The sequence below is a fragment of the Candidatus Nanosynbacter sp. HMT-352 genome, from assembly GCF_021222645.1.
Lineage (GTDB): Bacteria > Patescibacteriota > Saccharimonadia > Saccharimonadales > Saccharimonadaceae > Nanosynbacter.
This window is the reverse complement of sequence record NZ_CP089520.1, coordinates 598937-614250: the sequence shown is the minus strand read 5'-3', so window position 1 is coordinate 614250 and position 15314 is coordinate 598937. Positions and strand designations below refer to the sequence as shown.

Here is a 15314-nt window from a genome sequence, read left to right as displayed (position 1 = left end):
AAAATAGCAAGTATAAAGATTGTGTTTTTTTGAGAACAAGTCTAAAAAACGAAAAATAAAAAATGAGTGATGTGCTATAATTGTTAAAGATGGTAAGAATGTAAGGAGGCTACGTAATGATAAACATCGCATCACCCGTTATAGAGGAAGAGGAGCGTCGGGCGGTAAATGAAGTTATAGAGTCAGGTATGCTGGCTCAGGGCCCAAAAGTCGCTGAGCTTGAAGAAAATTGGGCTAAATATTGTGGAGTGAAACATGCTTTAGCTGTGAATAGCGGTACAGCTGCTATTCACTGTGCTTTATATGCTGCAGGAGTTGGTGAAGGCGATGAAGTTATCACTACGCCATATAGCTTTATTGCTACGATCAACCCTATACTAATGTTGGGCGCTCGACCAGTTCTTGTAGACATAGATGAGGAAACATTTAATATCGATGTTTCAAAAATAGAAGCAGCCATTACAGATAAGACTAAGGCTATAATTCCAGTTGATTTGTATGGTCAACCTTGCGACTGGAAGGAGTTGCGAGAAATTGCAGATAAGCACGAACTCAAAATTATTGAAGATGCATGTCAGGCAATTGGCGCAGAATATGACGGCGTGAAAACTGGTGCCTTGGGTGATTTTGGATGTTTTTCACTGTATGCTACAAAGAATATTATGTGTGGTGAAGGTGGCGTTGTTACCACTAATAGTGATGATGCTGCGGCTGCTATTCGCTCATTCAGGCAGCACGGAATGACTTCATCTTACGAGTACGCTGATTTAGGATATAACTATCGTATGTCAGACTTGCACGGTGCTATCGCCGTTGAGCAATTAAAGAAAGTAGAAGACTTTACGAATAGGCGACAACATAACGCTAATATGTTAAATGAAGCGTTGGCTGGAATTGAAGAGATAGTCTTACCGAAGATTGCAAGCAACAGAAATCACGTATATCACCAATATACTATTTTACTAGATAAGAGTATACGAAGAGATGATTTTATAGCTAAATTAAGAGAAAAAGGAGTTGGTGCTGGAGTTTATTATCCAAAACCGTTGCACGTATATCCACATATTTCAAAACTTGGATATAAAGTGGGAGATTTTCCTGTTGCCGAAGATTTGGCTGCAAGAGTTGTATCTTTACCTGTTCATCCAAAAGTTACAGATGCTGATATTGAAGTAATTGCTAATGCAATTAAGGAAGCCGTAAATGACTAATAATAAAGAAGGTAAAATAAGGGTTGCTGTCATTGGTACTGGAAATATGGGGCGCAATCATGTGCGTAATTATTTCATGCTTCCAGAATCTGAACTAGTGGCAATAGCAGACGTTAATCCAGCCGCAAAATCGTTGGCTGACGAATACAAGACAAAATTCTTTACTGATTACAAGGAAATGCTTGAGAAAGTTCATCCAGATGCCGTGTCTGTGGTTGTGCCTACTCCATTTCATCTTGAAGTTGCAACTGAGGTGATGTCTCGAGGTATTAATTGTATGCTTGAAAAACCAATTGCATCTTCGGTGGAAGAGGCTGATAAACTAATTGCTTGTGCTGAGAAAAATAAAGTTACGTTTACAGTTGGTCATATAGAGAGGTTTAATCCAGTCATTAAGAAACTGAAGCAGATGATCGATGATAATGCTATAGGTGATATAACCTCGGTAGTATGTAAGCGTGTTGGTGGTTTTCCTGCTGTTGAGCCAAAAACGGATGTAATTATTGACCTTGCAGTTCATGACGTCGATATAGTTAATTATCTATTAGGACAAAAACCTAAAGCTATTCATAGCCACGGATCGCGTACTCGTCATAGTAAAAAAATTGATTCAGCAGAAATATTAATGGATTATGGTAGAGCATCAGGATTTATTCAGGCTAATTGGCTGACTCCAGTAAAAATTCGTACCATTGCACTGACTGGATCGTTAGGCTATCTAGAGGCTAATTATATAACACAGGAACTTACATATTATAAACATAATATGAAAGAGATTCAGAAAGATGGATTTACTGAATTTGTTTTGCAGGTTGGTGATCCAGAAAAGCGTGTAATAAAAGTTGATTTTGAAGAGCCTTTAGCTGCTGAATTGAAAGCTTTTATGGCTAAATCTATGGGCAGGACGGCATCAATTGTTGATCCGGTAGATGCGCGCGAAGCGTTAAAAATATCATTAGAGGCTGTTGCGCCTTTTGACGTTAAATAGGAGGATAATATGAAAAGAATTTTAGTAACAGGCGCTGGTGGATCGCCTTCTGCAAACTTTATTCGATCTCTTAGGGCTGCAGATGAAGAATATTACATTGTTGGCACAGATGCTGATAAATATTATTTACAGCGTGCTGAAGTTGATGCTAAATATCTAGCACCGTTGGCAAACGACCCAAAGTACATTGATTTTTTGAATTACATTATAGAGAAGGAAAATATTGAGTTTGTACACGCCCAAAACGATGTTGAGGTTGGGTTTTTGAGCGAGAATCGAGAGAAAATTAAAGCCAAAACATTCTTTCCAGCCAAAGAAACCGTTAAAATCCTTCAAGATAAGTTTGAGTCGTTTAAACTATGGGAGAAGGCCGGCATTAAAGTTCCTAAGACTAAACTAATTGAAGGTAAGGATACTGATTTAGATGCTCTATTAGAGGAGATGGGTGGGTCTATGTGGATTCGCGCAATATCAGGAGCCGGTGGTCGTGGATCTCTTCCAGTTCACGATGTTAAGACTGCTAAGAACTGGTTAGATTTCCAAGAGAAAAATGGCTCTTGGTCTGGTAATTTTACAGTATCAGAATTGCTTGAACCAGAGACGGTTACTTGGATGTCGTTATGGAAAGATGGCGAGTTAGTTGTTGCCCAGGGACGCAAGCGCTTATATTGGGAGTTGTCAAAAATTTCTCCATCAGGTGTTACTGGTGCTACTGGAACGGGATTAACTTACTCGGATGCTGAACTTGATGATATTGCTCGTAGGGCTGTGCTGGCTGTTGATAGCAGACCAGATGGTCTATTTGGTGTGGATATGGCTTACGACAAAAATGGTGTACCAAATCCAACAGAAATTAATATTGGCCGATTCTTTACGACTCATGAATTCTTTACACAAGCGGGTCTTAATATGCCTGAAATGTTTGTTAAGCTTGGCTATGGTGAAGAGATTCCCGCGATTGATAATAACACCAATCCTCTACCGGATGGTCTAGTATGGATTCGAGGAATGGATTTCCGACCAGTTTTGTCGGATATGGGAGTTGTAGAGGAGAGTGTTGCTCAGCGTGATCGTATCCTTAAGGAAATATCATAGGTGAAAATTCTCGTTACTGGCGCATCTGGTTTTGTTGGCAGGCGTTTTTTGGAAATGGCGCCTGCCAGCTGGGAGATAATTTGTTTAGGCAGATCCAATATTGATTATGATGATGTTAAGTGGGTTGAATGCGACTTGTCTAGTAAGGAGAGCTCAAAGATAGCTGCTGATGTATTGGCTGATAAAGAATTCGACGTTATAGTCCATTTGGCGGCTTTTGTACCAAAAAAAACTATCGAAGACAGTTTAGAGAAGTGTAAAGAAGGCAATATAGATGGGACTATTAATCTTCTAACATATTTCGGCAAAAAGGCAAAAAAGATTATTATCGGCAGCACTGTAGAAGTTTATGATAAAACAAAAATTAGTGGCCCAATTACGGAAGATAATGTTGTGTCTGGTAGTTCATATTATAGTTCCACTAAGATAGCTAGCGAAGTAATTGTTCAATCATTTGCGCAAAAAAATAACAAAGAGCTTACCATTTTGCGATTTTCAATAATGTATGGCGGATATGACCCAATTGCTAGAGCTATTCCTAATTTCATTAGAGCGGCTAAGTCTGGAGATAATCTGACTATTAATGGTCCACTAGTTCTTCGCGACTATGTGCATATTGACGATGTAGCTAGTAGTATTATATGTGCAGTTAATTCGGCGGGTGCTGGAGTGATCAATATTGGGACGGGTAGGGGAGTCTCTATTAAAGAAACAGCGGAGTCAATTATTAAAAGTATGCGATCGAGTAGCTGTATAAATATTATATCCGATAGCGGTGGTTGCAATATAGTGATTGATATATCAAAGGCAGAGAGTCTACTTGATTATCATCCTAAAGTGTTCTTTCCGGATAAAATTAATGAGATGGGTGATCTCTATGAAAATTGTAAATAGAAATATATTTATAGATTTTGATGGTACTTTGGTCGATATTGCTCCTCGTCATTATAGAGTATATAAGAAGTGTGTCGAAAAAATGGGCGGCACGCCTCTTGATCGGAAGAAATATTGGGAATTGAAACGTGATAATATTTCCTGGAATGAATTATTGTTGATAAGTGGGCTTGAGGTAAATAATAGGGATGATTATCTCGAATTATTTATTGATCGCATAGAATCGTTGGAGGAATTGTATAGAGATGAGCTTTTTGTAGATAGCTTGTCTGCGCTAAAAAAGCTATCTTCGAATGACAATAAGCTATATCTACTTAGTTTAAGGCGAAACTCAGACGCTCTAGATAAGCAGATTGAAAAGTTGGGAATTGGGTGCTTTTTTGAGGAAATTTTATCAGGGCATAGTGACACAAAAGAAGGCACATTATTAAAGAAGGCAGATATAATTAAGCAAACAATAGATAATCCCGAAGACTCTATTATTGTTGGAGATACTGAAGCTGATGTTGCTGCGGCTCAGCAGCTCAACGCTACCAGTATTGCTCTTTTGAGTGGAATTCGTAGCAAGAAGTTCTTGAAATCAATGGAGCCAGACTATTTAGTTGCCGGTATTGGTGATATAGCTAACATTAATTTTTAATCTGGTAACCTATTTCTTAAAGTTATTATTTTCATTGGATACGTCGATTGTAAGGGCTGTCAACGTTAGCTGTATTCCTAGTATAAACGGTAGTACAGCTAACATTACGCTGCCTGCGGTCGGTGACTGGTGGGCGAATAACTTAACATATAACAAAAATATAGCCAACAATAGCGATATTATTAAGAAAAACATACCCGTGAATAGGAATAGTGCTACAGGATGAAAACCATATAATACATATTTGTAATAAATTCTGCGCCAGAATCCTTTCCATACGGCCTTTAGATTTCTCCAGGCTGTCGGGATTAGTTTGATGGTTGATTTTTCGTCGCCATAATGTGCTGGTACAGCATGGTCAATGACTTTAGCATTAGCTATTGACAGAGCAGTCAGCATACTAGTTTCGTAATCATAACGTTTTTCTACTATAGAAAAATCGACTTTTTCGATTATTTCACGACGCAGCCAACCGCACCCGTTAGTGATGTCTGTAATAGAATAATACCCAGTAGAAAATTTGGTGAGTAGAGATATGAATATGTTTCCAAATTGGCGATATTTTGGCATAGTTTTGAAGGCTTCTCGATGGAAAAACCTGCTTGCTTTTACGTAGTCTGCTGATTGATCTATGAAGTCATCTAACATCGCCTTTAGATATGATGAATCAAACTGATCATCTCCTGCGACTATACCGATAGCTGTTGCTTTAGTATTTTTTATTGCATGATTATACCCAGCGATAAGAGCTCCTCCAACACCTTGATTTACCTTATTGTCAACAATAATAAGCTTACTGTATTGTTTTTTTAGTTTGTTCAAGACTCCAATAGTGTTATCAGTGCTAGCATCATTAACGGCTATAATATGATCTATGTATTCTGGTATTTTCTTTATTGTTTGAGTAATCATTTTCTCTTCGTTATAACAAGGTATAACGACTGCGGTCTCTAGTTTTCTGTACATATAATCAATTATACTACAATCGTATATGCATTATGAACGAATATGATATTCTTAATAAAGATAATATGAAAAATGGTATATTTTTAAAAATCTTTTTATTTCTTGTCGTAGGCGGTATTACGCTACTAATAGACACGTCAATATCGTATATTTTATACCACAATATACATTTGCCAGCTTTTTTGGCTAGTGGTATCGGCTTTTTGTCAGGATTTGTTTTTAACTTTCCTGTGAATCGTAAGAAAGTTTTTAATCATAGTCAATATGATAGATTCTCTTTAAAGATACAAATTACTCTTTACACATTACTTAGTTTATTTAACCTAGTAGCAACCTCGTCGATTATTGCCACTTTAGTAAACTCTAACGTACTGGATATCCAATGGGCGAAAGTTGTAGTTACTGCAGTATTTGCAATTTGGAACTTTCTGGTTTTTAATTTATTTATTTTCTCAAAGAACAACGACAAAAATGTGGAAATAAAAAATGGCTTATTCTAACTAGGGATGATTTAACTAAGAATACTATATATAATACCCTAGGGTATGACAGAGCTGTGGTTGTGAATGTGGACGGATTGTCTACGAACGATGCAGCTAGTACGTGTAAGAGCTTATAGATATTTGCCGTATCCAGATTTTTTTAATGGTTCGGCAAGTATTTCTAACTGCTCCTTGGAAATCCAACCGTTTTGAAAGGCGGTCACTTCGGGTGATCCGACTATTTGTCCAGTCCTTGTTTGGATTACACGTACAAAATCTTCGGCATCGGTTAAGCTATTTATCGTGCCAGTATCAAGCCATACGTCACCGTTGTCTAAAGTCTGCACTTTGAGTTTTTTGCGATGTAGATATTCAGCGTTTACGGATGTTATCTCCAGTTCTCCTCGGTCGGATGGCTTTACATTTTTAGCAATATCTATTACATCGTTATCATAAAAATATAGACCTACCACTGCAAAATTGGATTTTGGATGCACTGGTTTTTCCTCGATGGAAACAGCTTGATTATTCTCGTTAAATTCAACCACTCCATAGCGTTCAGGATCAAGCACTTTATATGCAAATACAATGCCGCCGTCAGGGTCTGTGCACTCTTGTAGTGAATTATCAAGGGCGGCTCCGTAAAATATGTTGTCGCCAAGTATTAGTGCCACTTTATCATTGCCAATAAAGTTTTCACCAATAATAAAAGCTTGCGCTAGACCGTCTGGTGTAGGTTGAACAGCGTATTCTAAATTTATACCCCACTGCGAGCCATCACCAAGAAGTTTCTTGAAGCCATTTTGATCGTCTGGAGTAGTGATTATTAAAATATCACGAATTCCTGCTTGCATTAACGTGGTTAGCGGATAATAAATCATCGGTTTATCATAAATGGGCATCAACTGTTTACTTATGGCTTTTGTAATTGGCCATAGACGCGTACCCGATCCACCCGCTAAAATTATTCCCTTCATCATATTCTCCTTTGTGTTGTATGATTATATATCTATGATTCGACAGTATCAAGGTTAAACGGTTTTGAGACTAATGGAGGTTGTATTTTTTAGGCGTTGTTTGAGATGTATTGCCTTAGGTCTTCCTCCCAGTTACGGCTCTTAAATCCTGTAGAGTGTAGTTTATCTAGGCTCATATCGCTATTGAGTGGCCGTGGTGCAACTCCTGGCTTGTTGGCAAAATATTCTGCGGTAGTTGTATTAGAAACGATTAAGTCTTTATGATTAGATAATTCAAATATTTTTCTAGTAATATCCGCCCAAGAAGCGAGTGGTCCGTCATTTGTTGCGTTATAAGTTCCGAATGGAGCTTTAGTTGATAATAGATGGTCTATAATACGCACTAACTCACTGGTAAACGTTAAACGGCCTATTTGATCATTAACAACGGTTGGTGAGATATTTTTTTCCGCTAATCCTAGCATGGTGCGGACAAAATTTTTGCCTTCACCAATTACCCATGTGGATCGAAGTAGATAGAAGCGGTCTAATTGTTCAACTAATAGATCTCCCGCAGCCTTACTCTGACCATAGACACTAAGCGGGCTAAGTGGCTCGTCCTCTGTGTGGGGTTTTTGGGTTCCATCGAATACATAATCACTGGAAATGTGAACCATTGTCATATCATATTTTCGGCATACTCGAGTAAGGTTAGACACTGCAGACGCATTAACTTTCCAAGACGCTACGCGGCCCTCTTCGGTTTCTGCTCCATCGACATTAGTGAAGGCGGCAGCGTTAAGTATGATATCAATGTTGGACCAGTCAAAAGATTCAACTGATTCTAAGTCTGTGATATCAAGAGTGTCAATGTCAGCAGATTTGGCATTAGGGTATTGTCTTTGTAGGGCTAATCCTAGTTGTCCGTTAGCGCCAATAATGAAAATTTTATTATCGTCCATAATTTTATACCTCCATAGGAATTACATTATTTAATAGTGGATGTGCGGCATCTTTTTCGGAAATAATTGCTTGATCCTTATTGATTGGCCAGTTGATTTTTAGCTCTGGATCAAATAAATTAACAAAAGTATACTTAGCATCTGGGAACCAATGAGCATCAACTAGATATGTGTAGGCTATATTATCATCAAGTGTTTGATAGCCGTTAGCTACGCCTTTAGGGACGAAAATTGCTGTACCCGGATTAATCTCGTGCGTAAAAACTCGGCCGAAGCTATCTCCTTTACGAAGGTCACACCAAGCTCCAAAAACACGCCCATTGGCTGTTGAAATGAATTTATTCCAAGGCTCAGCATGAAGTCCACGAGTGGCGCCAGTTTTGTCATTGAAGCTGATATTGTTTTGTACGATATTAAACGACGGTAAACCTAAGGCTTCCATTTTTTCTTTTTGATAATTCTCTTTGAACCAGCCGCGATTATCGCCATGTACGGGTAATTTAATGACAAATAACCCTGGAATTGACGATTCAGTGACTGTAAGTTCATTGTAGTTAGTTGGGTCAAACATAATTATTGTCCTTGTTTTGCATAAGCTGCTTCAACGGCGTCTTTTTGGGTGCGCCACCAGTCTTCGTGTTCGCGGTACCAGTCGATAGTTTGCATTAGTCCATCGTGCATGCCAGTTTTATTGTCTGTGTATTGCGGTTGCCATCCTAACTCGCGGCGTAGCTTGCTGGAGTCCATTGCGTAGCGCATATCATGACCTGGACGATCGTTGACATGCTCGTACCAATCTTTACCTTTACCCATTAGCTCACAAATCAATTCAATCACCATCTTATTATTAACGTGATCATTATCTGCGCCAATGATGTAGGTTTCTCCTAGAACGCCTTTTTCTAGGATTAAATGAACCGCTGAGTTATGGTCATCAACATGAATCCAGTCGCGTACTTGTTCACCGGTACCATAAAGTTTTGGTTTAATATCGCTTAAGATATTCGTAATTTGACGTGGAATAAACTTTTCAATGTGTTGGTATGGCCCGTAATTATTAGAGCAATTTGAGATAGTTGCTTTAATACCAAAACTACGGGTCCAGGCACGAACTAGCATATCACTGGAAGCTTTTGTACTGGAGTAGGGACTTGATGGTTTATATGGCGTATCTTCCGTGAAGCGATTTGGATCATCAAGCTCTAGATCACCAAAAACCTCATCAGTTGAGATGTGATGTAGTCTCTTATTATGTTTTCGAATAGCCTCTAGAATGGTATATGTGCCAATTATATTTGTTTCAACAAATGGCCAGGGATTGCGTAAAGAATTGTCATTGTGACTTTCGGCAGCGAAGTGTACAACTATGTCATTTTCAGCGACTAATTTGTCTATTAATTCGGCGTCACAAATATCGCCCTCTACGAATGTAATTTGGTCAGCTACAGTTTCCAAATTAGCACGATTTCCGGCGTATGTTAATTTGTCAATAACAGTGACTTCATATTCTGGCTTGTGTTTTACGGTATAATGCACAAAATTCGAGCCAATGAATCCCGCGCCTCCCGTGACTAGCATCTTTGTCATAAGTATAGTATATCAGGTATAATAGAGAAGTTATAGAGGAGGATATTATGAAAGTTGTAATTGTTAGCGGCTATTTTAATCCATTACACGGTGGGCATTTAGATATGATCGATGCAGCTGCAAAAATGGGTGATTATTTGATTGTAGTGGTGAATAACGACAAACAGCAATTGCTAAAAAAAGGAAAAATTATCCTTAATGAAGAAAATCGACTCCGCTTAATGCGAGCATTAAAAGGCGTGGATCAGGTGATGCTTTCTATTGATGAGAATCCTCCGGTTACAGAAACCTTAGAAATGATCGCTCGGCAATATCCGGGATGTCAATTGGTGTTTGCAAATGGTGGCGATAGATCAGCACCGGAAGTTGTTCCAGAGCGTGATGTTTGCGAAAAGTACAACATCAAAATGGTCTATGGAGTTGGCGGCTCAAATAAAGCAGACTCGTCTACTCGAATTAATCAAGCTACTGGGCAGGAAAGCTAATATCAGCTTTTCCGGCCATATTTTTCATATACAGCCAAAGTTTGCTCGGCCATGCGCTGCCATGAAAATGTCTTAACATGTTTCTTGCCTTTCTTAACGAGTTCATTGCGTAATTTGTCGTCAGATAAGATGTCGTCAATTGATTTTGCTATATCCTCGACACTGAAAGGATCAAAATAGTGAGCAGCATCACCGTGGGTTTCTGGTAAGCAAGTAGCCGTGCTCGAAGCTACGGGCGCGCCGTGTAACATTGCCTCTAATCCTGGCAAGCCAAATCCTTCACTGAGCGAAGGGAAGCAATAGACAGCTGTATTTTCGTACATCCAGCGTAATTGCTCGTCTGATATAAAGCCGGTAAACACAATATTTTTAATTCCGTGCTCATTTACATATGTCTCGTGGCGAGCGTAATTACTGTCTTTTTTACCTGCCAAAGCCAGTGTTAAATCTGGATATTTTTTTTGCAACAAAGCAAATGCGTCGATTAATCGGCGCAGGTTTTTATGTGGTGTTGGTCTACCGATATACATAATGAATTTTTTACCAATCAGCTCATCAACAGGCTCATTACCTTTTGGCAACTCATCCGCAGACTCCAAAGTTACAGTAATTTTCTCTGGGTTTACGCCGGTGAATTTAATCAAATCATTTTTTACGAAGTTAGAAATCGTAATAATATGCGAAGATTTTCTGGCGACTTTTTTATTGACCCATTTATAAATTTGCTGCTTAATCCAGAAAATGACAGGATTTTTATCTGGATTCCTAAATCTGACAGTAGTCAAATCTTGCATTGTAGTGACGACTGGGCTGGAATTATACCAAACAGGCTGCTGAACCATCGCAAAATGAACTAAGTCTGGATGGAGACTTTCAAGTTGTTTTTTAAAGTCGATTTGCTCGGCAAAAGTGTATTCTTTGTAGGGACAAATGACTTTTTTAAAGCGCGGATTGCTTGGCTGCCAATCGTCGAAATCTTTTGGCTTGAGTAAAATAACATAGTTGTTTTTATTGTCAATTTTCTGCAAATAATGAATCAGCCGTTCGATGTACCGACCAGTGCTAGTTCTTAACGTTCGGGCGTCAATTACGATTTTCACGATAATACTCCTTCCATGATTTATCAACTATTTTTTTCATTGCTTTATGGAAAATTGCGGCTGAAAATTCGTTAGCTGTGGCTGAAATCTTTGTTGGTGAAACTTTTTTTCCTGGCAGTTTCTCTAAAACTTCTATTAGCGAAGAATCTGTTTGTTCAGAGAAAAACCAACCGTTTTTTTCAGGTTTTATATAATCAAGTGCGCCACCAGCTTCATACGCAACCACTGGAATGCCAGATGCCAACGCTTCAACTGGTGCAATCCCGAAATCTTCGTGTGAACAAAAAATAAACAAATCTGCTTTTTTAATATATTTTTCTCGCGTAGCATTATCGACAAATCCTAAGAAATTAGTATGTTTATCGGCGATATTTTTTAGATTATCAACGTCTGGACCTTTTCCGATAATATCTAATTGCCAACCAAGTTTCTTACAAGCTTTAATAGCAATATCAAGCCGTTTCATTGGCACAATTCGCCCCCAAATCAGACAGCGAGGTTTTTTTGGGATGGATGTTTGCTTGCGATTTTTAGCAAGTGGCGAAAAGTTCGACACGTCAATTGGCGGAAAAATAACCATACTTTTTCGTTGGTAAAACTCTTCAATATCAGCCTGAATTCCCGTAGAGTTGGCAATAAAAACATCAACTTGCTGGGCGGCGTTAAAATCTCGTTTTTTCAGTGGTCGTACTAGGGTTTTTAAGCCTAGGCGTGCCAGCCATTGCGGACGGAAGCTTGGTCGTTTGATATATTCGTCGTAGTGCCGCCAATAAAAATGCGTTGGCGTGTGGCAGTAGCAAATATGAAGCTGATCTGGTCTAGATTTGCGGACAAATTTTGCCTCGCCATTCCCCGAGCTAGAAATGATAATGTCGAATTCACTAAGGTCGAGTTTAGCGAACCACCATTGTCTAAGAAGTGGCAATAATCGTCGAATTTTTGAAAACGGCCATCGCTGTAGATAACCAGTAACGACTTTGTTGTCTAATCTTTCTCGCCACTCATCGCTACAAAAAGAAGTGTAAATTGGCGCTTCTGGATATAATTTATGAATTTCCAAAACGACTTTTTCGGCGCCGCCACCGTAAATCCAGTCATGAACTATGGCAATTTTTGGCTTACTCATTAATTATCTTTCTGGAAAATAACCAAGCAGGTTTTTAATAAAATTGTAATATCCAGCCAGAGACTCCAGTTTTGAACATAATATAAGTCAATTCGTCGACGCTCTTCAAAGCTGATACTGCGCCTGCCAGATACTACTGCAAGTCCAGTGAGTCCTGATTTGACTGCCAGCAAAACGTGTTTTTTGTCGTAGGCGCTTAATTCGTGTGGTACCAGTGCTCGAGGTCCAACTAGGCTGATGTCTCCCTTAACGACGTTGAATAATTGCGGCAATTCATCAAGGCTAAAGCGGCGAATAAATCGACCGACTGGCGTCACTCGAAAATCATGATCTAGCTTGTCGCCGTTTTTACGATATTCTTCAATTAGCTCAGGCTTACCTACCATTTGGAAAACCTCCTCGTCGGTCTTGCCATCAAACTTTGCGTAATGTGAGCGAAATTTATAGACCTTAAAAGGTCGATTATAACGAGTGAGACGTTTCTGTTGTTTACCATGCATTAAAATTGGTCCAGCTGGGTCGCTGATTTTTACAGCAATTGCCACTAAAAGCATAATTGGCGAGGCGATAATAATCCCAATTGTCCCACCTATAATATCCATAATTCGCTTAACAATTCGCCCGTAGCCCATTAGCGGCGTTGGATGAGTGTGAATTAGCGGCACAGAATCAATGATGTCGATGGTGTGCTTGGTGGTCATAATTCCGTCAAATTCCGGCGCTTGATAGAAATCCAGATAATGTTTCTGGGCAATTTGATAATGTTCGCTAACGTTTTTTGAGTCAGTTTGGATGATGACGTCAATTTTATCTCTGGTGAGCGCCGATTCTAATGACGAGCGTCGAAGCTTTTTTAATTCAATAGGAATGAATTGGGTTTGCGCAATAATTCCGCTAATCTTAAAGCCGGTTAACGGATTGGTTTCTATAAAATCAGCCAGAACGTGAGTTAAGTCACAATTGCCAATTAATATAACACGGCGCGCGCCCAAACCGCGTTTTAAGAGCTTCAGGCGAACAATATTGGCGGCGCTGCGGAAAATCATTAGTAAGATGAAGCCAATTCCGGTGGCGTAAACCGCGACAAGCTTGGCTGGGAATAATGGAGTATTAGTAAAGAACGTCACGGAAATCATAATCATAATTCCAGTTATTGACGCTAAAAGTATTCGTCCGAAGTTTCGCAATGGGTGTGTGTAAACCTCTCGGTCGTATAAGCCAAAGAAATAGAACATCACGATCCATAACGGCAGCGTCATAAAAATGGAGGTGATAAAATCCATGGCATTGATGCTGGTATGGAATGGTCTAGGATCCAGGGAAATTCGCAAAATATAGGCAATAGTAAATGCACTTAATAAAGCTAAGATATCAAGAATGACCAGAGCAATTTTGAAGTAAAAATCAGACTTTTTCCGCATAATCTCTGGGGTAATTATACAAAAATATGCCGATTATAGCAAAACAATGAATCGTATTTATAAAACTGCCAAAAAACCAGAAATGCACAAACATCGCGATGGTTAGAGATAAGATAAATTGAGCTTTAATTTTACGGATATTTTTTATGGCAAAAAATGTAATCGTCAATGGGGCGATTAGAAGAGTAAATAGTCCAACAATTCCTAAGCCGCTGAGCAATAATATGTAAAAAACGTAGACTGTTTGGTCCGCTGGGACGTTTACGTGAAGGTGTTTTTGGATGAAATTTCCAAGGTTGCCGAGCCCGACGCCGAAGAAGAACGTTCGTGGCGATGATAGCCAGGATTTTACGGCCAGGTCACTAGCGCTAAGTCTGTCGTTGGCGGAAGCTTCAACAAAACCGGCGGGCTGGAAAGAATTGTTGCTTGACGGAACGTTTTCGGCGGGTTTTGGTGATGGATTTTTGGCGACGGATTTTTGCGGAATCTTAATTTTCCCGAGAGATAATTGATCGACCATACTGACGAAGGTATTGTGTGCGATGAAGGGCGTATTGGCGTATTTAATGTTGGCTGATGAGAACAATAAGGCGAATCCGAGTAATAATCCAGCGAAGATGATTGGAAGTTTTTTACGCACAAAAGATACGTCAATTCGTTTTACGAAAGCGATTATCAATAAGGCTGTGATGGCGATAAAAATTGCTAAAAATCCGCCACGGGAGAATGTTAAAGATATGGCAATGGTTGTGAAAAATAGGCTAAATTTGGCTAGGCGAGATTTTGATTGAAAGAGCGCAAGGAAAAATGCTGGAAGTAGAGAATTGGCGAAGAATTGCGGTTCGGCGGCGAATAAATTGATTCGTGGAAATCCAAAAACGTCGGCTTTACAGCCAGCGCAAAGCGTACCAAATCCTGTTGGCTCAAAAGTGGCGACGATGAGCTGAATAATCGCTAAAATCCCAAAAACTAGTCCGCTCCATAGTCCGATTATGATGAGTTTGTGTTTTTCTGATTTTGACAATTCGCCGTAAATTAAGCCAGCAGATAATCCGACGGCGAGTAAGAATAATAGCGATAATGAATATAACGCGGTGCGCAGGCGTGCTTCTGCGAAAAATACGCCGACGGTAATGGCGATAAAAATTGCCAAAAGTCCGCCGATTAGCCATCGGTTTTTTAACAATTCTTGGCGTTTTTTAAGTAGTAATGGCAAAGAAAATAATAGTAGGATTATGGCAACGATTTGATATAATCCTACCCGCAGTGACGGAAAATCCAGAATTGATAAGCCGACACTGGGGTGCAGGGCGAAGCCGTCGCCAAAAATAATAATAGCCAGAAGCCAGAATCGAACGTCGTTAATGTATTTTTTTACCATATTTTAAGTATAGCGTATGG

General features: G+C 39.3%; 14 protein-coding genes and 1 pseudogene. 7 read left to right on the top strand and 8 right to left on the bottom strand.

Annotated elements, in window-relative coordinates; all coding sequences use genetic code 11:
- The first annotated feature begins 116 nt into the window (after positions 1 to 116).
- The 5 genes from LR957_RS03310 to LR957_RS03290 are packed head-to-tail and all read left to right on the top strand — an operon-like array spanning position 117 to position 4828.
- On the top strand, positions 117 to 1211 hold the full coding sequence (locus LR957_RS03310; RefSeq protein ID WP_232272917.1) for a DegT/DnrJ/EryC1/StrS family aminotransferase: 1095 nt from the start codon (positions 117 to 119) through the stop codon (positions 1209 to 1211).
- Positions 1204 to 2199: a Gfo/Idh/MocA family protein gene (locus LR957_RS03305; protein ID WP_232272916.1), complete on the top strand. Its 996-nt coding sequence runs from the start codon at positions 1204 to 1206 to the stop codon at positions 2197 to 2199. The genes LR957_RS03310 and LR957_RS03305 overlap by 8 nt, the downstream gene beginning before the upstream one ends.
- Positions 2200 to 2208: 9 nt before the next feature.
- On the top strand, positions 2209 to 3294 hold the full coding sequence (locus LR957_RS03300; RefSeq protein ID WP_232272915.1) for an ATP-grasp domain-containing protein: 1086 nt from the start codon (positions 2209 to 2211) through the stop codon (positions 3292 to 3294).
- A complete protein-coding gene (locus LR957_RS03295) occupies positions 3295 to 4188 on the top strand; it encodes an NAD-dependent epimerase/dehydratase family protein (protein ID WP_232272914.1) in 894 nt (297 codons plus the stop codon).
- Complete coding sequence (locus LR957_RS03290; protein WP_232272913.1) at positions 4172 to 4828, top strand: HAD family hydrolase; 657 nt, start codon at positions 4172 to 4174, stop codon at positions 4826 to 4828. The genes LR957_RS03295 and LR957_RS03290 overlap by 17 nt, the downstream gene beginning before the upstream one ends.
- A gap of 9 nt (positions 4829 to 4837) precedes the next feature.
- Here the strand turns inward: LR957_RS03290 and LR957_RS03285 are convergent, their stop codons facing one another.
- Positions 4838 to 5794, bottom strand: a complete 957-nt coding sequence (locus LR957_RS03285) for a glycosyltransferase family 2 protein (protein WP_232272912.1) — start codon at positions 5792 to 5794, stop codon at positions 4838 to 4840.
- 32 nt (positions 5795 to 5826) lie between these two features.
- Here LR957_RS03285 and LR957_RS03280 point away from each other — a divergent pair, with 32 nt between their 5' ends.
- A complete protein-coding gene (locus LR957_RS03280) occupies positions 5827 to 6294 on the top strand; it encodes a GtrA family protein (RefSeq protein WP_232272911.1) in 468 nt (155 codons plus the stop codon).
- A gap of 113 nt (positions 6295 to 6407) precedes the next feature.
- Here LR957_RS03280 and rfbA read toward each other — a convergent pair whose 3' ends face one another.
- The 3 genes and pseudogenes from rfbA to rfbB all read right to left on the bottom strand — a co-directional run bounded on the left by rfbA (position 6408) and on the right by rfbB (position 9781).
- Positions 6408 to 7253, bottom strand: coding sequence for a glucose-1-phosphate thymidylyltransferase RfbA (gene rfbA, locus LR957_RS03275; protein ID WP_129636465.1), 846 nt, complete (start codon positions 7251 to 7253; stop codon positions 6408 to 6410).
- Between the two features lie 89 nt (positions 7254 to 7342).
- A pseudogene (locus tag LR957_RS03670) lies at positions 7343 to 8765 on the bottom strand (sugar nucleotide-binding protein).
- 2 nt (positions 8766 to 8767) lie between these two features.
- Positions 8768 to 9781, bottom strand: coding sequence for a dTDP-glucose 4,6-dehydratase (gene rfbB / locus LR957_RS03260; protein WP_232272908.1), 1014 nt, complete (start codon positions 9779 to 9781; stop codon positions 8768 to 8770).
- A 47-nt stretch (positions 9782 to 9828) separates the two neighbouring features.
- Here rfbB and LR957_RS03255 point away from each other — a divergent pair, with 47 nt between their 5' ends.
- Positions 9829 to 10266 carry an adenylyltransferase/cytidyltransferase family protein gene (locus tag LR957_RS03255; protein ID WP_232272907.1) on the top strand — a complete coding sequence of 146 codons (438 nt, stop codon included), beginning with the start codon at positions 9829 to 9831 and terminating at the stop codon, positions 10264 to 10266.
- A gap of 2 nt (positions 10267 to 10268) precedes the next feature.
- Here the strand turns inward: LR957_RS03255 and LR957_RS03250 are convergent, their stop codons facing one another.
- Genes LR957_RS03250 through LR957_RS03235 form a run of 4 tightly spaced genes read right to left on the bottom strand, consistent with a single transcriptional unit; the run spans position 10269 to position 15294 of the window.
- Positions 10269 to 11366 (bottom strand): glycosyltransferase family 4 protein, encoded by a 1098-nt coding sequence (locus LR957_RS03250; protein WP_232272906.1) that lies wholly within the window; start codon positions 11364 to 11366, stop codon positions 10269 to 10271.
- On the bottom strand, positions 11350 to 12492 hold the full coding sequence (locus LR957_RS03245; protein WP_232272905.1) for a glycosyltransferase: 1143 nt from the start codon (positions 12490 to 12492) through the stop codon (positions 11350 to 11352). The genes LR957_RS03250 and LR957_RS03245 overlap by 17 nt, the downstream gene beginning before the upstream one ends.
- Complete coding sequence (locus LR957_RS03240; protein WP_232272904.1) at positions 12492 to 13913, bottom strand: sugar transferase; 1422 nt, start codon at positions 13911 to 13913, stop codon at positions 12492 to 12494. Before LR957_RS03240 ends, LR957_RS03245 begins: the two co-directional genes overlap by 1 nt.
- Positions 13897 to 15294, bottom strand: a complete 1398-nt coding sequence (locus LR957_RS03235; protein WP_232272903.1) for an O-antigen ligase family protein — start codon at positions 15292 to 15294, stop codon at positions 13897 to 13899. Before LR957_RS03235 ends, LR957_RS03240 begins: the two co-directional genes overlap by 17 nt.
- Positions 15295 to 15314 lie beyond the last annotated feature (20 nt).